The following is a 14,385-nucleotide window of genomic DNA, read 5'->3' as shown; positions in this document are numbered from 1 at the left end:
GGATCCGATCACGGCCGGACGATCTCGTGCACGGGATCATCGCAGTCGGTGGCGTCGGCCGATAGCCGGCGCTTGACCACCTTGAACGTCTCGGTGCGTGGCAGCGCGGTGGCGATCCGCACGAACGCGGGCCACTGTTTGGGGCCGAGATCGTCCTGGCGAGAGAGGAATTCGGCGAATGCCGACGGATCGAAGTCCGCCGGATCGGGCAGGACCAGCGCTGCCATCACCCGGTCCCCGACAGCCTCGTCGGGAATCGGGTAGACCACGGCCTCGGTGACGCCGGGGTAGCGCATGAGGATGCGCTCGATCGGCGCGGTCCCGAGGTTCTCGCCGTCGACCCGCATCCAGTCACCGAGGCGGCCGGCGAAGTAGGCGAAACCGTTCGCGTCCCGGTAGGCCAGGTCACCGCTGTGGTAGACCCCGCCCCGCATGCGGTCGGCTTCGGCGTCGGGATCCCGGTAGTAGCCGCGGAACTGGCCCGGCCCGTCGGTGTTGACCAGTTCGCCGATCACCCCGGGTGGGCACTCCTCGCCGGTGTCGACATCGAGGATCGTCACGCCGCCGACGAGCGGACCGAGCGCACCCTCGGGTGTGTCGGGCGTACGCGCGATCGACACCCCGCCTTCGCTCGACCCGAACCCGTCGACCACCTCGACGGCGAACCGGCGCGCGAAGCGCGTCAGATCCCGCGGCGCGCCCTCGTTGCCGTAGGCGACGCGCAGCGGGTTGTCGGTGTCGTCTGGGCGCTCGAGCGTGGCCAGGATGTAGGACAGCGGCTTGCCGACGTAGTTGGCGTACGTGGCCCCGACACGGCGGATGTCGGAGAAGAACTGCGAGGCGGAGAACCTGCGTCGCAGCGCGATCGACGCGCCCGCGGCCACCGCGGGTGCCCACCCGGCCATGATCGCGTTCGAGTGGAACAGCGGCATGGACAGGTAGCAGGTGTCCGAGGTGCCGAGGCCGAACCGCTGGGCCAGCATCTGCCCGGGGACGGCGACCTTCTCGTGGGTGCAGCGCACCGCCTTGGGATCCCCGCTGGTGCCCGAGGTGAAGATCAGCATGAACAGGTCGTCGGGGTCCGCGCGGCGGAACTCGACGTCGGCATCGGCGTGCGCGGCCAGTTCCTCGGCGAAGGAACAGGATTCGACGTCGATCGCCGCGATGCCGTCCACGGCGCTGGCGCGGTCGGCCAGGACCAGCTGGCAGTCCGCGTGGTCGATGTCGCGTTGCAATGCCGCCCCGCGCCGGGTGGGGTTCAGCCCGACCGGCACGACGCCCGAGAGCGCCGCGGCCACCAGCACCGCGGAGAAGAACGGCGTGTTGCCCGCCAGTACCCCGACATGGGGTGGCCGTGTCGGATCCAGGCGCACCCGCAGCGCCGCCGCCAGCGCGGCGGCCTGCCGAATGTGGCTGCGCCAGTTCACGAACGACGGCTCTCCGGCGCCATCGATATCGTAGACGCCTCGGTCCTCGACGTCAGTCAGCCATGAACATGGGTCGCAACTTCCTCAGCAGCCTCGGAATCGTCAGCCCCACCCGCGGATCGTCGGCGATGGTGCGCACGATGTTGGCCATGGCCGCGTNGGTGCGTTTGGCCAGCGAGGTGTCCCGCCAGGCGGGGAACGCTGCGGCGGCGGCGTCGATCACGTGGCGGTGCACCGGATGGTCGGTGTCGATGCCGACACCGCCGTGCACGTGCACCGTGGTGTGCGCCACCCGGTGGCCCGCCTCGGCCGCCCAGAACGCGGCACTGGCCACGTCGACGTCGGCCGCCAGATCTTCGGAGAGCCGCCAGGCCGCCTGCGTGAGGGTCAGCCGCAGCCCCTTGATGTCGATGTAGCCGTCGGCCAGCCGCGAGGACACCGCCTGGAAACTGCCGATGGGCCGGTCGAACTGCTCACGCTCACGCGCGTAGACCGCGGTGAGCTCGAGCGCCCGCTCCAGCACACCCAGCTGGTAGGCGCTGCGGCCCAGCGCGGCGCGGGTGACCAGCCAATCCAGCACCTCGGCCCCGCCGACCCGGCGCTCGGCGGGCACCTCGACACCGTGCAGCTCCAGCGCGCCGACACTGCCGTGTCCGGTGGTGTCCAGCGCCGTCACCGTGACACCGGGGTCCGTCGCGGCGACGACGAAAACGCCGGTTCCCGAATCGGTTTCGGCCGGCACCAGGAAGGCGTCGGCGTGCGGCCCGTAGGCGACCAGCGTGCGCGTCCCGGTGAGCGTGAAGCCCGACCCGGTGCCCTGCGCGCGGACCGGGCCCTCACCCATCTCGCCGTCGAGTGCGATCGTGAGGATCTTCTCGCCCGCGATCGCCGGTGCCGCCCACTCCTGCTGCAGCGCCTCAAAGCCGAACGTGGCGAGCGCACCCGCGCCGAGCACCACCGATTCGAGGTAGGGCACCGCGGCCAGTTGACGGCCCAGCGCCACCAGTACCGCGACCTCCTCCAGCACCCCGAAACCGACACCGCCCAACGACTCCGGCGACGTGGTGGACAGGATGTCGGCGTCGATCAGCTTGCTCCAGAGATCACGGTCGAACCGCCCGCCCGCGTCGGGGCCGAGGCCGTCGAGTGCGCGCTGATGCTCGGGCGTGCAGATCGACTCGGTGATGGTGCGCACCAGGCCGCCGAGATCCTCGCTGGCCTCTGTGGTCGTGAAGTCCATCCGGGACGTCTCCTTACCGGTTCACTCGGGGCAGGCCGAGCGCGACCATGCCGATGATGTCGCGCTGGATCTCGTTGGTGCCGCCCCCGAAGGTCAGGATCAAACAGGAGCGGTGCATACGCTCGATGCGGCCGCGCAGCAGCGCACCCGGCGAGTTCGTGCGCAGCGTGGCGGCGGTTCCCAGCACCTCCATCAGCAGGCGGTAGGCCTCGGTCGCCAACTCGGTGCCGTAGACCTTGGCCGCCGACGCGTCGGCCGGTGACGGGGCCGCGTTCTCGGTCGAGGCGAGCTCCCAGTTGATCAGCTTGAGCACCTCGGCCTTGGCATGCACCCGGGCGAGGTTGAGTTGCACCCACTCCGAATCGATGAGCCGGTTGCCGTGCACGTCCTTGGTGTTCTGCGCCCACTCGCGAACGGCATTGAGCGCCAGGAAGATGGGCTGTGCCGAGACCAGGGCCACCCGCTCGTGGTTGAGCTGGTTGGTGACCAGCTTCCAGCCGGCGTTCTCCTCGCCGACGAGGCTGGTCACCGGTACCCGGACGTCCTGGTAGTAGGTCGCGCTGGTGTCCACACCGGCCATGGTGTGCACCGGCGTCCACGAGAAACCCTCCGCCGTGGTCGGCACGATCAGCATCGAGATGCCGCGGTGCTTCTTGGCGTCCGGGTTCGTCCGCGCTGCCAGCCACACGTAGTCGGCGTAGGCGATCAGCGACGTCCACATCTTCTGGCCGTTGATCACGTAGTCGTCGCCGTCGCGCACCGCGGTGGTGCGCAGCGAGGCGAGGTCGGTGCCGGCACCCGGCTCGGAATACCCGATCGAGAAGTGCAGTTCCCCGGCGGCGATCTTGGGCAGGAAGAACGCCTTCTGCTCGTCGCTACCGAAACCCATGATCGTCGGCGCGACGCTGTTGATCGTCAGGAACGGCACCGGGACGTTGGCGATCGCCGCCTCGTCGTTGAAGATCAGCCCGTCCATGGGGGGACGCGCCTGCCCGCCGTACTCCTTCGGCCAGGACAGCGTCAGCCACCCGTCCTTGCCCATCTGGGCGACGGTCTCGCGGTAGACGTTTCCGCGCCCCATCTCACCGTCGTTGCTCGCCAGCGCTTCGGCGCGCTCGGGCGTCATGAGCTTCGAGAAGTAGGCGCGCAGTTCGCGACGCAACTCCTCTTGTTCGGGGGTGTAGCCGATCCGCATCGCGCGTCCTCACTAGTCTGCGAGCCTGTATCCCGGTGCCATCCCGGATGCCCATGTGAACACCTCAGGTCTTCCCCGGTTGTAACACGTTCTAGTCTTGGGGTCCAGGGTGGTGCCACACTGGGTGCTCCGCGCAGCGCCCGTCAGCGAAGGACCGTCAGGAGGTTGTCATGCGAGTGGAAGTGGATCGTGACCGTTGTGAAGGCAACGCCGTCTGCGTCGGAATAGCCCCCGACCTGTTCGAGCTCGACGACGAGGACTACGCGGTGGTGAAGGCCGACCCCGTCCCCGCCGACGAGGAGGCGGTGGCCGAGCAGGCCGTCGCCGAGTGCCCGCGCGCCGCCCTGATCCGACACGACTAGAGGTATTCATAAGTTGACCGACATCGATCTGTCCGGCCGCGTCGCGGTCGTCACCGGCGCCGCCGCCGGCCTGGGCCGTGCCGAAGCCATCGGACTCGCCCGGGCCGGCGCCACCGTCGTCGTCAATGACATCGCCCCGGCGCTCGACCGCTCCGACGTCCTCGACGAGATCGCCGGTGCGGGCTCGAAGGGCGTCGCCGTTGCGGGCGACATCAGTGAGCGCTCCACCGCCGACGAGCTCGTCGAGACCGCCGAGGGACTCGGCGGCCTGGGCATCGTCGTCAACAACGCCGGCATCACCCGGGATCGCATCCTGTTCAACATGACCGACGAGGAGTGGGATGCGGTCATCGCGGTGCACCTGCGCGGCCACTTCCTGCTGACCCGCAACGCGGCCACCTACTGGCGGTCCAAGGCCAAGGCCGGCGACGGCCAGGTGTACGGGCGGATCATCAACACGTCTTCGGAGGCGGGTCTGTCCGGCCCGATCGGGCAGCCCAACTACGGCGCCGCCAAGGCCGGGATCACGGCGCTGACGCTGTCGGCGGCCCGCGCGCTCGGCCGCTTCGGCGTGCGCGCCAACGCGATCGCCCCGCGCGCCCGCACCGCCATGACCGCGGATGTGTTCGGCGACGCGCCCGAGCTCGCCGACGGCGCAGTGGACCCGCTGTCGCCCGAGCACGTGGTCAACCTGGTCCGATTCCTGGCCTCGCCTGCGGCCGAAGCCGTCAACGGACAGCTGTTCATCGTCTATGGTCCGACGGTGACGCTTCTTGCGGCGCCGACGGCAGAGAAACAGTTCAGTGCCGACGGCGACGAATGGGATCCGTCAGCGCTTTCAGCGACCCTGCAGGATTACTTTGCTGATCGCGATCCAGAGAAGAGTTTCTCGGCGGCTATGGGCCTCGGGGACAGAGACTGACAGTCTCGGTTGTCAGTGCTTCCCATCGACTAGAACGTGTTCTAGAATGATGTGGGTCACACTGGCTCTGAACTGCGATAATATAAGAACTTGGCCCGATTTGCCGGACTTTGACACGGCGAACGTGTTCTAGTTAGTATGATCCGGCTCACGAAGAGCATCGTTGAGCACAAGGGTGGGATTCCGTCGCGGTCGGCTTCGTTATATGAGTTCGCCAACGCGCACGTCGTCGATGCCCTGGACCGAGATCGGAGCAGAGGTTGATCGAACAGCTTGCGGCGCCCGCGCGGGCCGTGGGCGGGTTCGTCGAGATGTCCCTGGACACCTTCGCCAAGACCTTCCGCCGCCCGTTCCAGTTTCGTGAGTTCCTCGACCAGACCTGGATGATCGCGCGGGTGTCGCTGGTGCCCACGCTGCTGGTGGCGATCCCGTTCACGGTCCTCGTGGCGTTCACGCTCAATATCCTGCTGCGCGAGATCGGTGCGGCCGATCTGTCGGGGGCCGGCACGGCGTTCGGCACCATCACCCAGCTCGGCCCCGTGGTGACGGTGCTGGTGGTCGCCGGCGCGGGGGCCACTGCCATCTGTGCCGACCTGGGTGCTCGCACCATCCGCGAGGAGATCGACGCGATGCGGGTACTGGGCATCGACCCCATCCAGCGTCTGGTCGTGCCGCGCGTGCTGGCGTCGACGTTCGTGGCGCTGCTGCTCAACGGTCTGGTCTGCCTGATCGGCCTGTCCGGCGGCTACGTCTTCTCCGTCTTCCTGCAGGGGGTCAATCCGGGCGCCTTCATCAACGGGCTCACCGTGCTGACCGGTCTGGGGGAGTTGGTACTCGCCGAGATCAAGGCGCTGCTGTTCGGTGTCGTCGCCGGGCTGGTGGGCTGCTACCGCGGGCTCACGGTCAAAGGCGGCCCCAAAGGGGTCGGCAACGCGGTCAACGAGACCGTGGTCTACGCGTTCATCTGTCTGTTCGTGATCAACGTGATCATGACGGCCGTCGGGGTGCGGGTGCTGGCCCGGTGAGCGCCTCATGAGTTACGACGTCACGCTGCGGCTGCGGCGCGCGTTCCGCGGGGTGCCGCGCATGGTGGACACCGTGGGTGAGCAGGCGCTGTTCTACGGCGAATCGGTGCGCTACATCCCCAACGCGATCACCCGCTACCGGCGTGAGACCGTGCGGCTTATCGCCGAGATGACGATGGGTACCGGCGCGCTCGTGATGATCGGCGGGACGGTCGGTGTCGCGGCGTTCATGACGCTGGCCTCCGGCGGCGTCATCGCCGTGCAGGGCTACTCGTCGCTGGGCAACATCGGCATCGAGGCCCTCACCGGGTTCCTCTCGGCCTTCCTCAACGTGCGCATCGTCGCCCCGGTGATCGCCGGCATCGCGCTCGCGGCGACGATCGGCGCCGGCGCCACCGCCCAACTGGGCGCAATGCGGGTCGCCGAGGAGATCGACGCCGTCGAATCGATGGCCGTGCACTCGGTCTCGTATCTCGTCTCCACCCGGCTGATCGCCGGGCTGATCGCGATCGTCCCGCTCTACGCGCTGTCGGTGCTGGCGGCGTTCTTCGCCGCCCGGTTCACCACCGTCTACATCAACGGCCAGTCCGCGGGCCTCTACGACCACTACTTCAACACCTTCCTGGTGCCCAGCGACCTGCTGTGGTCGTTCCTGCAGGCCATCGTCATGTCGATCGCGGTCATGCTCGTGCACACCTACTACGGCTACAACGCCTCCGGCGGCCCGGTCGGCGTGGGCATCGCCGTGGGTCAGGCCGTGCGCACCTCGCTGATCGTCGTCGTGACGATCGTGCTGTTCATCTCCCTGGCCGTCTACGGCGCCTCGGGCAACTTCAACCTCTCCGGATAAGACAGGACATCGATGGCCAACGGTGACGCCAAGCGCAGCCACGTGAGGATCGCTGCGGCGATCCTCGCTGCGCTGGTGCTCGCCGCCGCGGTGTTCACCTACCTGTCCTACACCGCGGCGTTCACGCCCACCGACAAGGTGACGATCCTGTCGCCGCGGGCGGGCCTGGTGATGGAGGCCAAGGCCAAGGTCAAGTACCGCGGCCTGCAGGTCGGCCAGGTCGAGGCCATCGAATACGCCGGGGACGACGCCAAACTGACGCTGGCCATCAACCGTGGCGACTTGCGCTACATCCCGTCCAACGCCACGGTCCGCATCGCGGGCAACACGATCTTCGGCGCCAAGTCCGTGGAGTTCCTGACCCCGTCGGATCCCGACAAGACGTCGCTGCGACCGGGTACCGAGGTGCGCGCCCAGGACGTCCAACTCGAGGTCAACACGCTGTTCCAGACCCTCAGCGATGTGCTGGGCAAGATCGACCCGGTGAACCTGAACGCGACGCTCTCCGCGCTGGCCGAGGGCCTGCGCGGCCACGGCGACGACCTGGGCGCCGGCCTGTCAGGGCTGAATTACTATCTGCAGCAACTGAACCCGAAGCTGCCGACTCTGCAGGACGACTTCCGCAAGACCGCCATCGTCACCAACATCTACGGCGACGCGGCACCCGACCTGGTGAAGGTGTTCGACAACGCGCCGGCGATCAGCCGGACCGTGGTCGAGGAACAGGACAACCTCAACGCGACGCTGCTGGCCGCCACCGGCCTGGGCAACTCGGCGGCGGACACCCTGGAGCCCGGTGCGAACGACTTCATCGCCGCGATCCAGCGGTTGCGGGCGCCGCTACGGGTGGCCGGCGAATACTCACCGGAGATCGGCTGCGTGCTCGAAGGCACCTCGAACGCCATCGACCGGTTCGCGCCGATCATCGGTGGCATCCGGCCCGGCCTGTTCGTCTCGTCGAACTTCCTCCCCGGCGCGCCGGCGTACACCTATCCGGAGAGCCTGCCGATCGTCAACGCCTCTGGTGGCCCCAATTGCCGTGGCCTGCCCAACGTTCCGAGCAAGCAGTACGGCGGCAGCTGGTATCGCACCCCGTTCCTCGTCACCGACAACGCCTACGTGCCGTTCCAGCCGAACACCGAGCTGCAGTTCGACGCACCCTCGACCCTGCAGTTCCTGTTCAACGGCGCATACGCCGAAAGGGACGACTTCTGATGAGCAGACTCAACAGGGAGAACCGCATCCTGATCAACGTCGGGGTGTTCACCGTGGTCATGCTGCTGGTGGGCGCGATGCTGGTGGTGGTGTTCGGGGAGTTCCGCTTCGGATCGGACAAGAACTACCACGCGACGTTCACCGACGCGTCGCGGCTGAAGGCAGGTCAGGACGTCCGGATCGCCGGAGTGCCGGTGGGCAGCGTCAAGGACGTCACGCTCAACGACGACAACACCGTCGACGTGGCGTTCAACCTCAGCGAGCGCTATCAGCTCTACACGTCGACCCGGGCGGTGGTGCGCTACGAGAACCTGGTCGGCGACCGCTACCTGGAGATCGTGTCGGGGCCGGGAGATCTGGTGAAGGTGCCGCCCGGCGGCACGCTGACCAACACCGCGCCGGCGCTGGATCTCGACGCGCTCCTCGGCGGCCTGCGTCCGGTGTTCAAGGGTCTCGACGGACAGAAGATCAACGAGGTCAGCAACGCGATCATCGAACTCCTTCAGGGGCAGGGCGGCGCGCTGTCCCAGATGCTCTCCAGCACCAGCGCTTTCACGCAGAACCTGTCGGCGCGCGACCAGCTGATCGGCGACGTGATCAACGATCTCAACACGGTGTTGGGCACGGTCGACGAGAAGGGCGCGCAGTTCGACGCCACCGTCGATCGACTGCAGAAACTGCTGACCAGTCTGGCCGAGGGGCGTGACCCCATCGCCGGTGCCATCAGCCCGCTCGCCTCGGCCACCAACGACCTGACCGAGACACTGCAGAACAGCCGGCGGCCGCTGCAGGGCGTGCTCGAGAACGTCCGCCCCCTGGCGCAGCGCCTCGACGAGCGCAAGGGCGACGTCAACAAGGTGATCGAACCGCTCGCGGAGAACTACCTGCGGCTCAACGCTCTCGGCGCGTATGGATCGTTCTTCAACATCTACTACTGCTCGATCCGGATGAAGATCAACGGCCCGGCGGGTAGCGACATCCTGATCCCGTTCGGCGGACCGTCGGACCCGTCCAAGGGGAGGTGTTCCGACAATGGCTAGCCCCGAGGGCGGAAACCCGCTCCGCACAGGCATCTTCGGCATCGTGCTGGTGACCTGCCTGGTGCTGGTCTCGTTCGGCTACAGCAACCTGCCGTTCATGCCGCAGGGCAAGCCCTATGAGGCGTTCTTCACCGATGCCGGCGGCATCTCGCCGGGCAACGACGTCAATGTCTCGGGCATCAACGTCGGCAAGGTCAAGAGCGTCGAGCTGGCGGGGGACACCGCGAAGGTGGCGTTCACCGTGGACCGCAAGATCCGCGTCGGTGACCAGTCGCTGGTGGCGATCAAGACCGACACCGTGCTCGGCGAGAAGTCGCTGGCGGTCACCCCGAGGGGCGCCGGCTCGGTCACGTCGATCCCGTTGGGCCGCACCACCACTCCGTACACGCTCAACACCGCGCTGCAGGATCTCGGGCAGAACGCCAGCGAACTGGACAAGCCACGCTTCGAGCAGGCGCTGCAGACGCTCACCGATTCGCTGCGCGACGCCAAGCCGCAGTTGCGCAGCGCTCTCGACGGCGTCGCCAGCCTGTCGCGCAGCCTCAACAAGCGCGACGAGGCCCTCGAACAGCTGCTCACCCACGCCAAGCGGGTGTCCGACACGCTGGCCCAGCGTTCGGGTCAGGTCAACCAGCTCATCATCGACGGCAACATGCTGTTCGCCGCCCTGGACGAGCGCCGTCAGGCACTGAGCAACCTGATCGCCGGCATCGACGACGTCTCGGCGCAACTGTCGGGCTTCGTGGCCGACAACAAGCGCGAATTCGGTCCGGCCCTGGAGAAGCTGAACCTGGTGATGGACAACCTGTTGGAGCGCCGCGACCACATCGGCGAGGCGCTCAAGCGGCTGCCGCCGTACGCCACCGCGCTCGGCGAGGTCGTCGGATCGGGCCCGGGATTCCAGATCAACCTCTACGGCCTGCCGCCCGCCACGCTGTCCGAGGTGCTGCTCGACACCTACTTCCAGCCGGGCAAACTGCCCGACAGCCTTGCCGACTACCTGCGCGGATTCATCTCCGAGCGGCTCATCATCAGGCCGAAGTCGCCATGACCGAACAGAAGTCGAACTCCGGGAAAGGCCGCGTGCTGCGTATCGCACTGGCGGTGGTCCTCGTCGCGGTGCTGGCGTCGGGCGCGTATCTGCTGTGGCCGTCGCGCACCGGGCACAAGGTGGTCGCCTACTTCTCCTCCGCGGTCGGCCTGTACTCGGGTGACGAAGTGCGCGTCATCGGCGTGCCGGTGGGGCGCATCGACTCGATCGAGCCTCGCGCCGACGACGTCAAGATCACCATGACCATCGACGACGGGATCAAGCTGCCGGCGAACGCCCAGGCGTTGATCATCTCGCCGAACCTGGTGGCGGCGCGCTTCATTCAGCTCGCCCCCGCCTACACCGGTGGTCCGGTGATGGCCGACGGCGCCGAGATCGGCCTGGACCGCACCGCCGTGCCGGTCGAGTGGGACGAGGTCAAAGAGCAGCTGACGCAACTCAGTTCGCAGCTGGGTCCGCAGCAGAACTCGGTGCAGGGACCGCTCAAGGCGTTCGTGGACCAGGCTGCCGACACCCTCGACGGCAACGGCGATTCGTTCCGGCAGGCGATCCGCGAACTGTCCCAGACGGCGGGGCGGCTCGGTGACTCCCGCACCGACCTGTTCGGCACGGTCCGCAATCTGCAGGTGCTGGTGAACGCGCTGTCGAACAGCAACCAGCAGATCGTCCAGTTCACCAATCACGTGGCGTCGGTGTCCCAGGTGCTCGCCGACAGCTCCACCGATCTGGACAACACGCTGGGCACGCTGAACCAGGCGCTGTCCGACGTCAAGGGACTGCTGGGCGAGAACAACAAGGCGCTGATCGACCAGGTCGCCAAGCTGACCGATTTCACCAACCTGCTCACCGAGCACAGTGACGACATCGAGCAGATCCTGCACATCACCCCGAACGGCCTGGCGAACTTCTACAACATCTACAACCCCGCCCAGGGCACCGTCGGTGGCCTGCTGACGCTGCCCAACTTCGCCAACCCGGTGCAGTTCATCTGCGGTGGCACCTTCGACATCGGCGCCAACCCGGACAACTACAAGCGCGCAGAGATCTGCCGTCAGCGGATGGGTCCGGTGTTCAAGCGGATCGCGATGAACTTCCCGCCGCTGCTGTTCCACCCGATCAACAGCATCACCGCCTACAAGGGTCAGATCATCTACGACACCCCGGCGACGGAGGCCAAGGCCCAGACCCCGGTGCCGTACCTGCAGTGGCAGAACGCACCCGGCACCACACCGCCGCAGCTGGCGCCGGGCGCCGACCTCACCTCGCTGTTCCTGCCGACGACGCCGAGTAGTGCTGCCGCGCCGCAGGGTTCGTCGCACAACGGCGGTCCCGCGGCCGCACCGGCGCCAGGGCCCGCACCCGGGCCCGCACCCGGGCCCGCACCGGCCGGAGGGGGTGGCTGATGCGCAACGTCGTCAAACCGGCCGTGGCTCTCGGCATGCTGACGGTGCTGGTCTCGGGGTGCGAGTTCGGCGGGCTCAACTCGCTGAACATGCCGGGCACCGCCGGTCACGGCGAGGGCGCGTTCTCCATCACCGTCGAGTTGCCCGATGTCGCGACGCTGCCGCAGAACTCACCGGTCATGGTCAACGACGTGACGGTCGGCAGCGTCTCGGGCATCGACGCCGTGCAGCGCGCCGACGGCTCGTTCTACGCGGCGGTCAAACTGTCGCTCGACAAGGACGTCACTCTGCCGGCCAACGCCGTGGCCAAGGTGGCCCAGACCTCGCTGCTGGGCTCTCAGCACGTCGAGCTCGCCGCGCCGGAAGGCAAGGCCGTGGGCCGGCTGGCGCAGGGCGACAAGATCCCGCTGGACCGCACCGGTCGCTATCCGACGACCGAGGAAGTGCTGTCCTCGCTGGGCGTCGTCGTCAACAAGGGCAATCTCGGTGCGTTGCAGGACATCACCGAGGAGTTCTACAACGCGGTCGTCGACCGGCAGGGCACCTTCACCGATCTGATTCCGCGCCTGGCGGAACTGACGTCGTCGCTGGACCGCCAGACCAACGACATCATCGCCGCCGCCGAAGGGCTGGACCGGTTCGCGGGCATCCTCGCGCGCAGCAAGGACAGCCTGGGCCGCACGCTGGACACCCTGCCCGCCGCCCTGGAGGTGCTCGACCGCAACAGCGCCACGATCGTGGACACCTTCACCGCGCTGCGGCGGCTCGCCGTCGTCGGCTCGAAGATCCTGTCCGAGACGAAGGTCGACCTCGCCGAGGATCTGAAGGACTTCTTCCCGGTGATCAAGGCGCTCAACGACAACGCCGACGACTTCATCAAGGACCTCGAGTTCCTCCCGACATTCCCGTTCCACTACCAGTACCTGCGCAAGGCGGTCCGCGGCGACTACCTGAACGTGTTCGTCACGTTCGACCTCACGCTGCGCCGCCTCGGGGAGTCGGTGTTCACCACCTCGCTCGGGCTGGACCCGAACATGAAGCGGATGGGGGAGATCATCAACCCGCCCGACTTCCTGACCGGGGCGATGGCGAACCTGTCCGGGCAGGCGGCCGATCCCTTCAAGATCCCGCCGGGCACGGCGACCCAGCACGAGGGGGCACCGTAGATGCTGGACCGGCTCTCCAGGATTCAACTCTCGATCTTCGCGGTCGTCACGGTGCTGACCGTCGGGGCGATCTCGATCTTCTACCTGCGCGTGCCCGAGGCGATCGGGCTGAACTCATACCAGGTGACCGCGAACTTCACCGCGGCCGGCGGTCTGTACCAGAACGCCAACGTGACCTACCGCGGGGTGACGGTGGGCCAGGTCGAGTCGGTCGGTCTCAGCGACACCGGGGTCGTCGCGCACATGCGGCTCGACAGCGGAACCCCGGTGCCGGACAACGTGACCGCGACGGTCAAGAGCGTGTCCGCGGTGGGCGAGCAGTACGTCGATCTGGTCCCGCCCGCGAAGGCCGCGACGGCGACGCTGCGCAACGGCTCCGACATCCCCGTGGACCGCACGGCGATCGGCCAGGACATCGCGGGCCTGCTGAACCAGGCCGAGTCGTTGGTCAACAGCGTCGGCAACAGCCGCATCAAGGACCTGCTCCGCGAGACGTTCAAGGCGTTCAACGGTTCCGGGCCCGAGCTCGCCCGGCTGATCCAGTCCGCCCGGCTCCTCGTCGACGAGGCCAATGCCAACTACGGGCAGACCACCCAGCTGATCGACCAGGCGGGGCCGTTCCTCGATTCGCAGATCGCCAGCGGGGACAGCATCCGCTCACTGGCCGACGGCCTGGCACGGTTCACCGGCGAGGTGGCCAACGCCGATCCGCAGCTGCGCACGCTGCTGCAGACCGCACCCGGCGCCGCCGGCGTCGCGAGCGACACCTTCGAGGGCATCCGGCCGAACTTCCCGATGCTCGCCGCCAACCTCGCGAACCTGGGCCGGATCGGGGTCATCTACAACAAGTCGATCGAGCAGGCCCTGGTGATCTTCCCGGCTCTGCTCGCGGCACTGAACACCGTGGCCGGCGGCGTGCCGGCCGACGAGGGCGGCAAGCTGGACTTCAAGATCCACCTGAACGATCCGCCGAGCTGTTCGGTCGGGTTCATCCCGCCGACGCAGATCCGCTCACCGGCCGACACGACGCTGCGCGAACTGCCCACCGATCTGTACTGCAAGACGCCGCAGAACGATCCGGCCGTCGTGCGCGGGGCGCGCAATTACCCGTGCCAGGAGTTCCCGGGCAAGCGCGCACCGACGATCCAGCTGTGCCGCGATCCCAAGGGTTACGTTCCGGTGGGCACCAATCCCTGGCGGGGACCGCCGGTGCCGCTCGGGACGCCGATCGAGGACGGGCGCAACATCCTGCCGCCCAACAAGTTCCCGTTCATCCCGCCCCAGGTCGATCCGGATCCCGGGCCGCCCGTCGTCCAGCTGCCGCCGGGTGCCGTCCCCGGTCCGGGACCGGCCCCGCACGCGCCGTTCCCGCTGCCGGTGCCGCCCAACGAGCCGGGCCCGCTGCCGGCCCCGTGGCCGTACTTCGCGCCGCCCGACCAGGTGGTGCCGCGCAACGAGGAGTCGACCCTGCTCGCCGGCCTGCCCGTGC

13 protein-coding genes are annotated in these 14,385 nt (G+C 67.9%); 10 read left to right on the top strand and 3 right to left on the bottom strand.

Annotated elements, in window-relative coordinates; translation table 11 throughout:
* Window positions 1-8: 8 nt before the first annotated feature.
* The 3 genes from fadD17 to MCHUDSM44219_RS12045 all read right to left on the bottom strand — a co-directional run bounded on the left by fadD17 (window position 9) and on the right by MCHUDSM44219_RS12045 (window position 3,862).
* Window positions 9-1,487, bottom strand: coding sequence for a long-chain-fatty-acid--CoA ligase FadD17 (gene fadD17, locus MCHUDSM44219_RS12055; RefSeq protein ID WP_048418487.1), 1,479 nt, complete (start codon window positions 1,485-1,487; stop codon window positions 9-11).
* A gap of 100 nt (window positions 1,488-1,587) precedes the next feature.
* Window positions 1,588-2,667: acyl-CoA dehydrogenase family protein (locus MCHUDSM44219_RS12050; RefSeq protein ID WP_131722309.1), on the bottom strand; the 1,080-nt coding region annotated here is incomplete at its 3' end.
* Window positions 2,668-2,680: 13 nt separating this feature from the next.
* A complete protein-coding gene (locus tag MCHUDSM44219_RS12045; protein WP_048418486.1) occupies window positions 2,681-3,862 on the bottom strand; it encodes an acyl-CoA dehydrogenase family protein in 1,182 nt (393 codons plus the stop codon).
* A gap of 170 nt (window positions 3,863-4,032) precedes the next feature.
* Between MCHUDSM44219_RS12045 and MCHUDSM44219_RS12040 the strand changes: the two genes are divergently transcribed.
* The 10 genes from MCHUDSM44219_RS12040 to MCHUDSM44219_RS11995 all read left to right on the top strand — a co-directional run.
* The gene (locus MCHUDSM44219_RS12040) at window positions 4,033-4,224 is read left to right on the top strand and encodes a ferredoxin (protein ID WP_048418485.1); all 192 of its coding nucleotides are present in this window, start codon (window positions 4,033-4,035) and stop codon (window positions 4,222-4,224) included.
* A 13-nt stretch (window positions 4,225-4,237) separates the two neighbouring features.
* Window positions 4,238-5,146 (top strand): 3-oxoacyl-ACP reductase, encoded by a 909-nt coding sequence (locus MCHUDSM44219_RS12035; protein WP_048418484.1) that lies wholly within the window; start codon window positions 4,238-4,240, stop codon window positions 5,144-5,146.
* Between the two features lie 260 nt (window positions 5,147-5,406).
* Complete coding sequence (locus tag MCHUDSM44219_RS12030; protein ID WP_048418483.1) at window positions 5,407-6,171, top strand: MlaE family ABC transporter permease; 765 nt, start codon at window positions 5,407-5,409, stop codon at window positions 6,169-6,171.
* 7 nt (window positions 6,172-6,178) lie between these two features.
* Complete coding sequence (locus MCHUDSM44219_RS12025; RefSeq protein ID WP_048418482.1) at window positions 6,179-7,021, top strand: MlaE family ABC transporter permease; 843 nt, start codon at window positions 6,179-6,181, stop codon at window positions 7,019-7,021.
* A gap of 12 nt (window positions 7,022-7,033) precedes the next feature.
* Window positions 7,034-8,236: an MCE family protein gene (locus MCHUDSM44219_RS12020; protein ID WP_048418481.1), complete on the top strand. Its 1,203-nt coding sequence runs from the start codon at window positions 7,034-7,036 to the stop codon at window positions 8,234-8,236.
* Window positions 8,236-9,276: an MCE family protein gene (locus tag MCHUDSM44219_RS12015; RefSeq protein WP_048418480.1), complete on the top strand. Its 1,041-nt coding sequence runs from the start codon at window positions 8,236-8,238 to the stop codon at window positions 9,274-9,276. Before MCHUDSM44219_RS12020 ends, MCHUDSM44219_RS12015 begins: the two co-directional genes overlap by 1 nt.
* Window positions 9,269-10,327, top strand: coding sequence for a virulence factor Mce family protein (locus tag MCHUDSM44219_RS12010; protein ID WP_048418479.1), 1,059 nt, complete (start codon window positions 9,269-9,271; stop codon window positions 10,325-10,327). Before MCHUDSM44219_RS12015 ends, MCHUDSM44219_RS12010 begins: the two co-directional genes overlap by 8 nt.
* Window positions 10,324-11,730 carry an MCE family protein gene (locus MCHUDSM44219_RS12005; protein ID WP_048418478.1) on the top strand — a complete coding sequence of 469 codons (1,407 nt, stop codon included), beginning with the start codon at window positions 10,324-10,326 and terminating at the stop codon, window positions 11,728-11,730. Before MCHUDSM44219_RS12010 ends, MCHUDSM44219_RS12005 begins: the two co-directional genes overlap by 4 nt.
* A complete protein-coding gene (locus MCHUDSM44219_RS12000; RefSeq protein ID WP_048418477.1) occupies window positions 11,730-12,896 on the top strand; it encodes an MCE family protein in 1,167 nt (388 codons plus the stop codon). The genes MCHUDSM44219_RS12005 and MCHUDSM44219_RS12000 overlap by 1 nt, the downstream gene beginning before the upstream one ends.
* On the top strand, window positions 12,897-14,385 hold a 1,489-nt coding region (locus tag MCHUDSM44219_RS11995), incomplete at its 3' end, for an MCE family protein (RefSeq protein ID WP_048418476.1).

Origin of the sequence: Mycolicibacterium chubuense, assembly GCF_001044255.1 — a bacterium.
In the GTDB taxonomy this organism is placed as follows: Bacteria; Actinomycetota; Actinomycetes; order Mycobacteriales; family Mycobacteriaceae; genus Mycobacterium; species Mycobacterium chubuense.
This window is presented reverse-complemented; position numbering and strand designations above follow the sequence as displayed.

Bases quoted from the DNA above. Each gene is read 5' to 3' on its own strand.
- MCHUDSM44219_RS12045 (WP_048418486.1), bottom strand. From the start codon at position 3,862: ATGCGGATCGGCTACACCCCCGAACAAGAGGAGTTGCGTCGCGAACTG.
- MCHUDSM44219_RS12040 (WP_048418485.1), top strand. From the start codon at position 4,033: ATGCGAGTGGAAGTGGATCGTGACCGTTGTGAAGGCAACGCCGTCTGC.
- MCHUDSM44219_RS12025 (WP_048418482.1), top strand. From the start codon at position 6,179: ATGAGTTACGACGTCACGCTGCGGCTGCGGCGCGCGTTCCGCGGGGTG.
- MCHUDSM44219_RS12020 (WP_048418481.1), top strand. From the start codon at position 7,034: ATGGCCAACGGTGACGCCAAGCGCAGCCACGTGAGGATCGCTGCGGCG.
- MCHUDSM44219_RS12015 (WP_048418480.1), top strand. From the start codon at position 8,236: ATGAGCAGACTCAACAGGGAGAACCGCATCCTGATCAACGTCGGGGTG.
- MCHUDSM44219_RS12010 (WP_048418479.1), top strand. From the start codon at position 9,269: ATGGCTAGCCCCGAGGGCGGAAACCCGCTCCGCACAGGCATCTTCGGC.
- MCHUDSM44219_RS12005 (WP_048418478.1), top strand. From the start codon at position 10,324: ATGACCGAACAGAAGTCGAACTCCGGGAAAGGCCGCGTGCTGCGTATC.
- MCHUDSM44219_RS12000 (WP_048418477.1), top strand. From the start codon at position 11,730: ATGCGCAACGTCGTCAAACCGGCCGTGGCTCTCGGCATGCTGACGGTG.